The 12,943-nt window shown below is 45.3% G+C and carries 11 protein-coding genes and 1 riboswitch; of the genes, 7 read left to right on the top strand and 4 right to left on the bottom strand.

Features of this window, described 5'->3' with window-relative positions; genetic code table 11:
* Positions 1–96: 96 nt before the first annotated feature.
* Positions 97–375 (bottom strand): ubiquinone biosynthesis accessory factor UbiK, encoded by a 279-nt coding sequence (ubiK, locus tag HGO23_RS17070; protein WP_099135093.1) that lies wholly within the window; start codon positions 373–375, stop codon positions 97–99.
* A gap of 178 nt (positions 376–553) precedes the next feature.
* Positions 554–802, top strand: a riboswitch (FMN riboswitch).
* A gap of 120 nt (positions 803–922) precedes the next feature.
* Between ubiK and ribB the strand changes: the two genes are divergently transcribed.
* Together ribB and ygiD are read left to right on the top strand one after the other, a co-directional pair.
* On the top strand, positions 923–1,576 hold the full coding sequence (ribB, locus tag HGO23_RS17065; protein WP_099135092.1) for a 3,4-dihydroxy-2-butanone-4-phosphate synthase: 654 nt from the start codon (positions 923–925) through the stop codon (positions 1,574–1,576).
* Positions 1,577–1,905: 329 nt separating this feature from the next.
* Positions 1,906–2,682: a 4,5-DOPA-extradiol-dioxygenase gene (ygiD, locus tag HGO23_RS17060; protein WP_099135091.1), complete on the top strand. Its 777-nt coding sequence runs from the start codon at positions 1,906–1,908 to the stop codon at positions 2,680–2,682.
* Positions 2,683–2,687: 5 nt separating this feature from the next.
* On the opposite strand, the gene HGO23_RS17055 is transcribed toward ygiD, so the two are convergent.
* The 3 genes from HGO23_RS17055 to tolC all read right to left on the bottom strand — a co-directional run bounded on the left by HGO23_RS17055 (position 2,688) and on the right by tolC (position 6,092).
* A complete protein-coding gene (locus HGO23_RS17055; RefSeq protein WP_099135090.1) occupies positions 2,688–3,848 on the bottom strand; it encodes a glutathionylspermidine synthase family protein in 1,161 nt (386 codons plus the stop codon).
* Between the two features lie 24 nt (positions 3,849–3,872).
* Entirely contained in the window at positions 3,873–4,559 is a 687-nt protein-coding gene (locus tag HGO23_RS17050) for a DUF1190 family protein (RefSeq protein ID WP_209027335.1), read from the bottom strand.
* A gap of 171 nt (positions 4,560–4,730) precedes the next feature.
* Positions 4,731–6,092: an outer membrane channel protein TolC gene (tolC, locus tag HGO23_RS17045; protein WP_099135088.1), complete on the bottom strand. Its 1,362-nt coding sequence runs from the start codon at positions 6,090–6,092 to the stop codon at positions 4,731–4,733.
* Between the two features lie 219 nt (positions 6,093–6,311).
* On the opposite strand from tolC, the gene nudF reads away from it, so the two are divergent.
* The 5 genes from nudF to parC all read left to right on the top strand — a co-directional run bounded on the left by nudF (position 6,312) and on the right by parC (position 12,888).
* Positions 6,312–6,983 (top strand): ADP-ribose diphosphatase, encoded by a 672-nt coding sequence (nudF, locus tag HGO23_RS17040; RefSeq protein ID WP_209027334.1) that lies wholly within the window; start codon positions 6,312–6,314, stop codon positions 6,981–6,983.
* A gap of 106 nt (positions 6,984–7,089) precedes the next feature.
* Complete coding sequence (gene cpdA / locus HGO23_RS17035) at positions 7,090–7,929, top strand: 3',5'-cyclic-AMP phosphodiesterase (protein ID WP_099135086.1); 840 nt, start codon at positions 7,090–7,092, stop codon at positions 7,927–7,929.
* On the top strand, positions 7,929–8,537 hold the full coding sequence (gene yqiA, locus HGO23_RS17030) for an esterase YqiA (protein WP_099135085.1): 609 nt from the start codon (positions 7,929–7,931) through the stop codon (positions 8,535–8,537). Before cpdA ends, yqiA begins: the two co-directional genes overlap by 1 nt.
* 140 nt (positions 8,538–8,677) lie before the next feature.
* On the top strand, positions 8,678–10,573 hold the full coding sequence (gene parE, locus HGO23_RS17025) for a DNA topoisomerase IV subunit B (protein ID WP_099135084.1): 1,896 nt from the start codon (positions 8,678–8,680) through the stop codon (positions 10,571–10,573).
* A gap of 68 nt (positions 10,574–10,641) precedes the next feature.
* Positions 10,642–12,888, top strand: coding sequence for a DNA topoisomerase IV subunit A (gene parC, locus HGO23_RS17020; protein WP_099135083.1), 2,247 nt, complete (start codon positions 10,642–10,644; stop codon positions 12,886–12,888).
* The last annotated feature ends 55 nt before the right edge of the window (positions 12,889–12,943 follow it).

Raw genomic sequence — 12,943 nt, 5'->3', positions numbered from 1 at the left:
GCCGTTATGTTCCTTTCGTGATTTAACTTGTAACATAAACGGCATTGCTTGAAGAATTGGGAGAATTGTGTCTTGTAGTAATTCTCCTTAATACCGTTATTCAGCTTTCTTTTCAGCACTCGGTTGTTGGCTTTCGAGACGGGCTTCCAGTTCACTCAGGCGCTGTTCCATACTAACCAATTTTTCACGGGTACGCAGTAATACCTGAGTCTGGATATCAAACTCTTCACGACTGACGAGATCCAGTTTACTCAGTTGGGATTGCAATATAGTACGCAATTTTTTCTCTACATCATCACCGAACTCTTTTACGCCTTTCGGCATAGCACTGTGGATTTGGCGGGCAATTTGTTCAATTTTTTTTGGATCAAGCATGATGATAATCCTTTTAATGGCTGCGTTGTTGAAATGACAGGGCTGTTAAATGAATAACAAAACAGTGTTGTCGCTATTTTAATACCTGTTGGCGAAAGCACAAATGAATGATTGAGAGAGCGGTTTTATATTTGCTTTTGTCGATTACCCTGATAAATTATAAACGTTATAGTCAAATTGTTTATCTCAGGGCAGGGTGAAAGTCCCTACCGGCGGTAAAGTGAAATGACTTCTGGTGATTTCATGAAGCCCGCGAGCGCTCTGTTTGTCGTTATCCTTTTGTTGCTAGAAACGTGTTGTCAAAAATTGGTTGTCAGAAACTAATTGTCGTAACTGGTTATCGTAACAACTGAGGATAAAACAGAGGTCAGCAGATCCAGTGTGATTCTGGAGCCGACGGTGATAGTCCGGATGGGAGAGAATAACAGCATCAACCGGGTGCTTGCGCTCGTCTGTTGTTTTTATTGCTATATTTTTAAGCAATATCAACTCCTCAAAATCGCCCTGATTCTGGTAATCCATATATTTTTAAAGAGGCTTCTTTACCATGAATCAGACGCTACTTTCTTCCTATGGTACTCCATTTGAACGTGTCGAACGTGCGATAGCTGCTTTGCGTGCAGGCCGTGGTGTAATGGTACTGGACGATGAAAATCGTGAAAATGAAGGGGATATGATTTTCGTTGCCGAAACTATGACCGTGGAACAAATGGCATTAACTATCCGCCATGGCAGCGGGATTGTGTGCCTTTGTATGACGGAAAAACACCGTCAGCAATTGCAGTTACCTATGATGGTCGAAAACAACTCCAGCCAATATCAGACAGCTTTCACTGTCACTATTGAAGCTGCACAGGGAGTGACAACCGGAGTTTCCGCCGCAGATCGTATTACTACCATTCGTGCAGCCATAGCAGATGATGCACAACCAAATGATCTGAATCGTCCAGGGCATGTCTTCCCTCTGCGGGCACAGAATGGGGGGGTGTTAACCCGTCGTGGTCATACCGAAGCGACGATTGATTTGGTGAAACTCGCGGGTTTCAAACCAGCAGGGGTGCTGTGTGAACTGACAAACGATGATGGCTCAATGGCCAGAGCGCCTGAGGTTATCGAGTTTGCAAAACAGCACGATATGCCAGTGGTCACCATTGAAGATCTGGTTGATTATCGTATTAAGCTGGAAAAAGCGGTTAGTTGACTCAGCATAGTTGTTTCTTACTACTGAGATTTTCTTCCACTAGCATGGAATCCCCCATAGTTCTCAATACGCAGCCAATAAAACTGCAAATTGAACGATGAAGGGTAAAAATAGTTCGGCATAAAGCGCCGGACGGGGTAGAATATATCAGTTATATCGCATGTACGCTTGTAAGGCCGCAGCCCACACCCTGTGGCCTTTCAGTATTTTTGAAGTGCTCCATTATTTTTTGATTGGTCATATTCAAGGAAGAAGCTTCATAATCTTGCCATAATTTTTTTGTCATTATCATAATTTATCGTGTTTGATTTGCCGCATGAGGGACGAAAATGAGTCTCCTGAGAATACCCGCATTATTCATTGGTCATGGTAGTCCAGTGAATGCCATTGAAGACAACTGTTATTCACGTGCCTGGTTCGGATTGGGACAAAAGTTACCCAGACCAAGGGCAATTCTGGTGATTTCTGCACATTGGTATACAAACGGCACGGCTGTTACGGCAATGGCCCGACCAAGAACTATCCATGATTTTGGCAATTTTCCCAGAGAGTTACATGAGAAACAGTATCCAGCGAAAGGTTTTCCTGAACTGGCTGTATTGGTACAGGATATTCTTGAACCCATTGAGGTCGAAACTGATTTTGAAGAATGGGGATTAGATCACGGCACTTGGGGAATATTAGCTAAAATGTATCCTGATGCGGATATTCCTGTCATCCAATTGAGTATAGATCGTAATCAATCCGCTTCTTTCTATTATGAGATGGGTAAAAAATTATCTATGCTCCGTGATGAAGGCGTTATGATCATAGGAAGCGGGAATGTGGTGCATAACCAGCTTGCAGAGCAGGTAGGAGCTGATCCTTATTCGTGGGCTCTGTCTTTTGAGCAGTTTGTGCGAGAGAATTTGACCAGCCTTGAGGAACCACATCCTTTATTGCAGGCCCTGGACAGGGAAGATGGTAAGTTATCTCACCCGACATCAGAACACTTTCTGCCACTTTTCTATGTGTTGGGAACATGGGATAAAAAAGAGCCAATTTCAACGCCTGTTGAAGGTATTGAAGACGGCTCTTTGAGTATGTTGACAATCCAATTCGGATAAATAACTTAATCCAGAATAATGTGCGGGTAGAAACGGGACAGATCTTGTGTGATTAATTCACGATCTTCACGAATACAGATACCCGCCGCTTGATCATTGACTAACCAGCTACCTACCAGCGCATGACTATCGCCGAATTTCGGCAGAGCATGAAACTGCTGAACGATCATCCCTTCTTCACCATATGGGCCATCGGCGTTGGCAACTTCCCGGCCATTTTCGATAATACGAATATTGGCCCCTTCACGGGAGAAGAAAGGCTTAATTACATAGCTGTTCATCTCTGACGGGCGTTCATCAGCAAAATAAGCAGGCAACAGATTTGGGTGATCCGGGAACATCTTCCACAGCATTGGCAGTAACGCTTTGTTAGAAATAATGCTCTTCCATGCAGGCTCCAGCCAACGGACTCCCGCATCAGCCAGCTTGGTCGAGAAGATTTCACGCAGCATGAATTCCCACGGATACAGCTTAAACAGATTACCGATCACTTGATCCTGCAAGTCGGTAAACTGTCCCTTTTCACCAAGACCAATATCTTCAATAAACAAAAATTCTGTTGCAATACCTGCTTCTGAGGCACAATCCTGTAGATATTGGATTGTGCCACGATCTTCTTCACTATCCTGACAACACGCCATATGCAACAGGCCAAACCCGTGTTTTTCACGTAACTGCTCAAAACGCTCAATCAGTTTTTCTTGCAAGCTATTGAACTGATCTGCATTTGAAGGCAGATTGCCGGCATTCATCTGGTCTTCCAGCCAGATCCATTGGAAGAAAGCAGATTCATACAGCGATGTCGGGGTATCTGCATTGTTTTCCAGCAATTTTGGTGGATTCTGGCCGTCATAGACTAAATCCAGGCGGGAATAGAGTGAAGGTTGGCTGGTTACCCATGAAGAACGGACAAATTCCCAACAATGCTTAGGGATCTGAAACTTTGTCAGCAATTCTTCACTATTGACGACTTTTTCCACAACCTGCAAACACATCTGATGCAGTTCTTCGGTGGTGCCTTCAATTTCTTCAATCTGGCTCAGATTGAATTGATAATAAGCTTCTTCACTCCAGTAGGGCTGACCATACATGGTGTGGAAATTGAAACCATATTCTGTTGCTTTTTCGCGCCAGTCCGGGCGCTCAGTAATATTAATGCGTTTCATCTTTATTTAATCACTCACGTTGACTTAACCGCCCATTGAACGGGAAGAGCTGGAGCTTGAGCCAGCAGATGAACGCTGCATACTGGATTGTTTTGCTACTGTATCACCGAACCCACCACGAGTAATGGTCGTTGTGGTTGCTGGTTTTGGTGCCATTGCTGTTTTGGGTACAGACATGGTACGACCGCCAGCCGTAGCCGGGCCATAACTCTTACCTGTTGCATCAACAAACTTGCCATTAGCCGGGCTGCTGGCAGATTTTGATGAGAACAGCGGTTGTGAAGGGGCTGAGTTACCGCCCATCAAGCGACCCATCATGTAACCTGCCATCAACGGCATCCAGAAGCTACCGCTGCTGCTTTGTGCCTGAGCCTGAGCCTGATTACCAACGCCTGCCTGTGCAGGGGCCTGAGCACATTGTTGTTCACCAAACTCAGCAACACAGTCTTCACGGGTTGCATATTTCGGTGCCGTTTTTTCCGCTTCTTTCAGAGCGTTGTTATAAGCGATAGTGCATTGTTCACTTTGAGAAGGATTTGCCTTGGAACACTCATCGGCATTGGTATAGAGCGATACCGTTTCATCGTTCTGTTCACAAGCAGAAAGCATGAAAACCGCACTGACAGCGATTGCCACAGGTGCAAGACGATAATTTCGCCATGCTTTACGAAAATTATCACGGTTAATCTCTTTTGTCCGTTTCATTGTCATAGGGGACATCCATCTTAAAGGTATCAGATTAAGAGCAAATCCCACCAATGATGCGCAATGGGATGGCTCCCGGGGATCTTATTAAAAAATAGCCCACACAACGGCGGGCTGCTTTTTTAGTATAGCTTCTTTAATGTAACGTTTTTTAATTGAAAACGATAGTGCATTAATTCATCGAATTGATGGCGTTTTCATCTCTTTAATAATACTGCTGGCGGAAGTTGGAACCTGTGAACCTAACAGGTTGTTCAGTGCCGCCAGATCCTCTTCATTTAAAGTACCGCGGGCCTGCTGATTAATTAACAGATTGATCAGGTAAGTATAACGCGCTTGAGAGAGACTCCGTTTCGTCTCGTACAGCTTAGAGGTGGAATTCAGTACGTCAACGATGGTACGGGTTCCTACATGATAACCAGCCTCTGTGGAGTGTAATGAGCTTTCGGCAGAGAGTACAGCTTGTTTGTTAGCTTCAATGCTACTGATAGAGGCCGAAATATTATTGGAGGAAGAACGTACATCCTGAATTACCTTGCGGTAAGTATTTTCCAGCTCTTGGCTACTGGCGACAAAATCATATTTGGCCCGCTCAACTTGAGAACTGGTTGCACCGCCGCTATAAAGTGGCAGATTTAATGACACACCGACAGAATTATTTCCAGAATATCGATTGCTGTATTGACCGTTACGGGAATGTTCATTATCGACCCCTGTACTTGCCGATAATCTGATGGTTGGCATATAGCCAGTCTGTGCCTCTTTAATTTGCTCGCGTCTCAAATCTTGTGTCAAACGTGCGGATAACAAGCTCAGATTGCGGGTTTCAGCTTCTTTTAGTATAACTTCGGCAGGTTTTGGTTTATTTGTCTTGAAGCGTTCAATATTTAATGAAGCCAGCTGTGGATAATAAACTCCGGTAATCAGACGTAATTGTTCCAGAGAGTTGTCCAGGTTGTTACGATCAGAAACTTCCTGTGCCAGAATGGTGTCATATTGGGCACGGGAGTTCTGCACGTCAGTAATGGCGGCTAGCCCTACATTGAAGCGTTGGGTTGTTTGATCTAATTGTCGATACAGTGAAGCTTTCTGGGCGTCGGTATAGGTCAGAGAATCAATCTTACTCAGAACATCAAAATAGGCTTTGGCAGTATCCAGAATTAATTGTTGCTGGGTTTTTTGGTAAGTAATATCGGCAATTCCCGCATTCTTTTCAGCCTGACTCAGTTTGTTCCATATGGACATATCGAAAATCGTCTGGCTCAGAGTTAACTTCGCATCAGTACTATAGTTTTCTTGTTTGCTATTGCGAAAACTTTTGCCATAGTTAACTCCCGCCCCTAGCTCTAATTGAGGTAACAAAGGACTACGGGCTATATTAATTCCTTCAAAAACCGAATTGCGGTCAGCCAGCGCCTTAAGCAATTCAGGGTTAGTTTCTTTTGCCTGTTTGTAAATTTGCAATAGATCTTCTGCATGGCTTGAGGTACTGAAACCTACCAGATTTATAGCGATAAAAAGAGATAGCAATTTTTTCATTTGCGTTCCTTGTTGTGCAGCTATTTTGCCTAAGTTGCCTCTGCATAAAAAACAATATTACAGATTCTAGCAGAGAATACTTGCAGGACAGGGTGGCTGTTTGTGCCATATTGCCTTATTTTCCGGTCTGTTTGTATCTTCAAAATGAATTTATTTAGACCAATATGACAAAATACATTTTAATAATAGGTAATTAAAAGATAACAATCAGGAGTCTTTATGCGTGAAGATCTTACCTCACCGCTTGTTTCTGCAAAATCTCTAGTTTCTACAAAACCACGTACTTTTACGAAACAAGATGTTGAAGTTATTTCTCGCAAACCGCTCTACCGTGGTTTTTTTAAAATGACGGAATATCAATTCAGGCACCGTCTGTTTTGTGGAGGATGGAGCGAAACCATTAAACGTGAAGTGTTTGAGCGAGGTCATGCAGGCGTTTTGTTACCTTATGATCCGATACGTGATGAAGTAGTTCTGATTGAACAAATCCGCATTCCGGCAATTGAAACCAGTCAGACGCCGTGGTTGCTAGAAGTGATTGCAGGCATGATTGAAGAAGGGGAAGATGCCGAGAAGGTTGTTCGCCGTGAGGCGATGGAGGAAGCGGGTATTGAGGTCAAACGTTGTCAACCGACATTGAGTTACCTTTCAAGCCCCGGAGGAACAACAGAGCGTATGCATATTTTTGTTGGGGAAGTCGATTCTTCTACTGCTTTTGGTATTCATGGTCTGGAAGGTGAAAATGAAGATATCCGGGTGCTGACTGTCAGTCGTGAACAGGCTTACCAATGGGTAGAGGAGGGAATTATCGATAATGCGGCTTCAGTTATTGCAATACAGTGGTTGACGTTGCACCATGAAAAACTCAAAAAAGCGTGGTTGGAGATATAATCTCTAAATTTGCCTTGGGAAACGTGAAGTGTGCCCCAGTCAGCAGATCTTATGTGAAAAGGTACGTTAGAATAATCTCCTATGATCGACAGGAAAAGGAAACCATTTGGAACGCCTGCTTGAAATACCTGTGGCAAAAGGTGCCACAGCAAGAATATTGCAAATCACCGACATGCACCTTTTCGCTAATAAGGGTAACTCGCTGCTAGGTGTTAATACCTACTGCAGTTATCATGCTGTGCTGGATGCGATCCTTGAGCAGAATCTCGATATCGATTTGGTAGTTGCTACAGGTGATTTGGTTCAGGATCAAACTATCGGTGCTTATCAACATTTTGTTGAAGGCGTTGCCCGTTTGTCTGCCCCTTGCGTTTGGTTACCCGGTAATCATGACTATCAGCCTGCAATGGTTGATGTACTGGCAGCTGCGGGTCTCCCTCTTTCTAAGCAAATATTCATTGGTCAACACTGGCAATTAATCATGCTGGACAGTCAAGTGCAGGGAGTTCCTTACGGTGAATTAACGGATTATCAGCTTGAGTGGATGACAAAATGCCTGGATGAGCACAGTGATCGTTATGCGATTGTCATGTTGCACCACCATCCTGTACCATCGGGTTGCACCTGGCTGGATCAGCACTGTTTACGTAATGCTCCTGCATTAGCAGAATTCTTGAAAGATAAACCGCAGGTGAAAACAATGCTGTGTGGGCACATTCATCAGGAACTGGATGACATGTGGAATGGTATTCGTGTTATGGCGACGCCATCAACCTGTGTGCAATTTAAACCACATTGTACTAATTTTATGCTTGATACAGTGGCCCCGGGTTGGCGTTATCTTGAATTGTCTGTGACTGGCGAGGGAGAAGCGAAATTGCAAACGCAGCTTCACAGGCTCAAGAGTAATGAATTTTGCCCGGATTTAGATTCGGACGGGTATTAATGTCAACGTTACTTTATCTACATGGTTTTAACAGTTCGCCACAATCAGAGAAAGCAAATACGCTGAAAACATGGCTGCACCAGCAGCATTCTGAAATAGATATGTTGGTGCCACAATTACCTCCTTATCCTGAAGATGCAGCCGCCTTGCTGGAAGAACTGGTAATAAGTCGTGCCGGGGAACACATTGGTTTGGTCGGTTCTTCACTCGGTGGCTATCTGGCGATTTGGCTTTCACAATGTTTTGGCCTGCCAGCCGTAGTCGTCAATCCTGCGGTTCGCCCATTCGATATTCTTCAGGATTATCTCGGGGAAAACGTGAACCCCTATACCAAAGAGCGGTATACTCTTGAACAAAGCCACATCTATGATCTCAAAGTGATGCACATTGACCCGTTGGAGTCACCGGATCTTATCTGGTTATTGCAACAAACCGGGGACGAAGTGCTGGATTACCGTCAGGCAGTTGCATACCTGATGCAATGCAGGCAGACGGTCGAATCAGGTGGGAATCATGCTTTTATTGGTTTCGAATACTATTTTCCTCAAATCATTGACTTCTTGGGGCTAACCAGTGGTGATAGTAAAAAAATTGCCAAAAACAAGTAAGTGACTGGTATTATCAACAGTATCTACCCAATGGATTTTCGGGTGAGGCCGCAACCAATAAATCGGTAACCCGGGAAACGCAGGGTAATCAATACTGATTGACCCTCTTTAAATCATGAAGCAACCGACAGAATTACAACATGACTCAATCTAGTTATAACGCAGAGGCCATTGAAGTCCTCAGTGGCCTGGAGCCAGTTCGTCGTCGTCCAGGAATGTATACCGACACAGCCCGTCCGAATCATCTGGCACAGGAAGTGATCGATAATAGTGTGGACGAAGCACTAGCTGGTCACGCGAAGCATATTGAAGTGATCCTCCACAGCGATCAGTCTCTGGAAGTGATAGATGATGGCCGTGGTATGCCGGTTGATATCCATCCTGAAGAAAAAGTATCAGCAGTTGAGTTGATCCTGACCCGCCTGCATGCAGGTGGCAAATTTTCCAATAAAAACTACCAATTTTCTGGCGGCTTGCATGGCGTGGGGATTTCAGTAGTTAATGCCCTGTCCAAACGAGTTGAAGTGACCGTTCGTCGTGACAGCCAGGTTCATCAGATCGCTTTTGAAAATGGCGATAAGGTGCAGGAACTGGAAGTTATCGGCAGTTGCGGAAAACGTAATACAGGCACCAGTGTTCATTTCTGGCCGGATGAAAGTTATTTCGATACTCCTCGCTTCTCGACTTCGCGCTTGACTCACCTTCTGAAAGCGAAGGCGGTCTTGTGTCCGGGTGTGGAAATTGTCTTTAAGGACAAACTGGCAGGAACAGAACAAAAATGGTGTTATGCCGATGGTCTGACAGATTATTTGCTGGAAGCCGTCAATGGGCTGGTGACATTACCGCAATCGCCATTTGTGGGCACTCTCAGCGGTGAAACCGAAGCGGTTGACTGGGCTTTGCTCTGGCTGCCGGAAGGTGGCGAATTGTTGGGAGAAAGCTATGTTAACCTGATCCCGACGATACAAGGCGGAACCCATGTTAATGGCTTGCGTCAAGGGTTGTTGGATGCAATGCGTGAGTTCTGTGAATTCCGCAATATACTGCCTCGCGGTGTTAAACTTTCCGCAGATGATATCTGGGATCGCTGTGCCTATGTGTTATCCCTCAAAATGCAGGATCCACAGTTTGCCGGACAGACTAAAGAGCGCTTATCATCGCGCCAGTCTGCGGCCTTTGTTTCCGGTGTTGTCAAAGATGCTTTCAGTCTGTGGCTGAACCAACATATTCAGGAAGCCGAACAACTGGCTGAAATGGCAATTGCCAGTGCACAGCGCCGTATGCGTGCAGCAAAGAAAGTCGTGCGTAAAAAACTGACCAACGGCCCTGCACTACCGGGTAAACTGGCAGATTGTACGTCACAGGATCTGAATGTCACTGAACTGTTTCTGGTGGAAGGGGATTCCGCAGGCGGTTCTGCCAAACAAGCACGTGATCGTGAATTTCAGGCGATTATGCCTCTGCGCGGTAAAATCCTGAACACATGGGAAGTCTCTTCAGATGAGGTACTGGCTTCACAGGAAGTGCATGATATTTCTGTAGCCGTCGGTATTGATCCTGATAGTGAAGATATCAGCCAACTACGTTACGGTAAAATCTGTATTCTGGCGGATGCGGATTCTGACGGCTTGCATATTGCAACACTTTTGTGCGCCTTGTTTGTCCGCCATTTTCCGATATTAGTAAGACGTGGTCATGTTTATATGGCAATGCCACCATTGTATCGCATTGACCTTGGTAAAGAGGTGCACTATGCACTGGATGAAGGTGAAAAGAGTGCGATATTGGACCGCCTGAGCCGCAAGCGTGGCAAACCGAATGTTCAGCGCTTCAAAGGGTTGGGTGAAATGAACCCAATGCAATTGCGTGAAACTACATTAGATCCCAATACTCGCCGTCTGGTGCAATTGACTATCAACGATGAGAATTATCAGGAAACCCTCTCCGTTATGGATATGCTTCTGGCGAAAAAACGCTCGGAAGATCGCCGTAATTGGCTGCAAGAAAAGGGTGATGCCATCGAGATTGAGTTATAGCGCCGCTTAGGGTAACCAACAGAAGCATAGCGCACGGTAGTCAAGACAGATTCTGAGGAAATTAATACATGAGTGAGATAACTCACGATGGTGTAGAGCGTCAACCGCTCCACACATTCACTGAAAACGCCTATTTGAACTATTCCATGTACGTCATCATGGACAGGGCGCTGCCTTTTATCGGTGATGGCTTAAAGCCTGTTCAGCGTCGTATTGTCTATGCGATGTCAGAACTTGGGCTGAATAACAGTGCAAAATTCAAAAAATCTGCCCGTACTGTCGGTGATGTACTGGGTAAATACCATCCACATGGAGATGGAGCCTGTTATGAAGCGATGGTCTTGATGGCACAGCCTTTCTCCTACCGTTATCCATTGGTGGATGGTCAGGGGAACTGGGGTGCTCCGGATGATCCAAAATCTTTTGCGGCGATGCGTTATACCGAATCCCGCCTGTCTAAATATGCAGAATTACTGCTGAGTGAACTTGGTCACGGTACTGTAGATTGGGTGCCAAACTTTGATGGTACGTTGCAGGAGCCCAAAATGCTGCCCGCGCGTCTGCCAAATATCCTGTTAAACGGAACTACGGGTATTGCTGTTGGTATGGCGACCGATATACCTCCACACAATACACGTGAAGTAGCAAACGCGCTGATTGCTATGTTGGATAAACCTGAATGTTCACTTGATGAAGTCATGGAGTATGTGAAAGGGCCGGATTATCCAACAGAAGCGGAAATCATCACTTCAAAAGAAGATATCCGCAAAATCTACAAAAATGGCCGTGGTTCAATACGTATGCGTGCCGTGTGGTCAAAAGAAGAGAGTAATGTTGTTATTACTGCTCTGCCACATCAAGTATCCGGTGCGAAAGTGTTGGAACAGATTGCAAGCCAGATGCGTTCGAAGAAGCTGCCGATGGTAGATGATCTACGTGATGAATCCGATCATGAAAACCCGATACGTTTGGTGATTGTGCCAAGAACGAATCGTGTGGATGTTGAGCAGGTTATGAATCATCTGTTTGCAACTACTGATCTGGAAAAAAGCTATCGTGTTAACCTCAACATGATTGGTCTGGATAATCGTCCAAGTGTAAAAGGTTTGGTCGAAATTCTCAGTGAGTGGTTGGTTTTCCGGCGTGAAACGGTACGTAACCGCCTGAATCACCGGCTGGAAAAAGTACTTAAGCGTTTGCATATTCTGGAAGGTTTGCTGACAGCGTATCTTAACATTGATGAAGTTATCCATATCATCCGTAGTGAAGATGAACCAAAACCAGTGCTGATGCAGCGTTTTGGATTAACGGAAACACAGGCGGAAGCGGTTCTGGAACTGAAACTGCGTCATTTGGCGAAGCTGGAAGAAGTTAAAATCCGTGGTGAGCAGGATGGGCTGGCAAAAGAGCGGGACAAACTTCAGGCTATCCTTGGTTCTGAGCGTAAGCTGAATACCCTGCTGAAAAAAGAAATTATTGCGGATGCGGAAAACTATGGTGACGAGCGCCGTTCTCCGCTGAAAGAGCGTTCAGAAGCGAAAGCCATGAGCGATCACGATATCCTGCCATCTGAGCCGATCACTGTTGTTATGTCTCAAATGGGTTGGGTGCGCAGTGCGAAAGGGCATGAAATCGATCCGGCGGGTTTAAATTACAAATCTGGTGACAGTTTCCGTAGTGCTGTTCGTGGTAAGAGTAATCAGCCGGTGGTCTTTATTGATAGCACGGGGCGTAGTTATTCCGTTGACCCATTGGACTTGCCTTCTGCCAGAGGGCAGGGGGAACCTTTGACCGGCAAACTGGCATTACCGGCAGGGGCATCTGTTGAACATCTGTTAATGGCGAAAGAAGATCAAAGATTCTTGATGGCATCCGATGCAGGTTATGGTTTCATTTGTACTTTCAATGACCTGATTGCTAAAAACAGGGCGGGGAAAGCGCTGATCACGTTGCCACAAAATGCTAAGGTCATGCCACCATTGGAGATCACCAATGAGCAGGATGATATGTTACTGGCGATCACTAAAGCAGGACGTATGTTGATGTTCCCGGTCACAGATCTTCCACAGCTTTCAAAAGGTAAAGGCAACAAAATTGTTTCCATTACCGCTGCTCAGGCCGCTTCAGGAGAAGATATGTTGAGCTGGCTGCTGGTACTGTCTCCGAAATCTTCAATTACGCTTTATTTCGGTAAGCGCAAATGGCAGCTTCACCCTGAGGATTTGCAGAAATTCCGGGCAGAGAGAGGACGCAAAGGAACTTCACTGCCACGCGGATTACAGCGCGTTGAACGTGTAGAAGTGCTGAGTGTGTAATAAATAGAAACATCTCAAATAACCTTAATAGCGGGCCAGTATGATGCTGGCCTGC

Source organism: Xenorhabdus budapestensis (genome assembly GCF_017743015.1).
Lineage (GTDB): Bacteria > Pseudomonadota > Gammaproteobacteria > Enterobacterales > Enterobacteriaceae > Xenorhabdus > Xenorhabdus budapestensis.
This window is presented reverse-complemented; position numbering and strand designations above follow the sequence as displayed.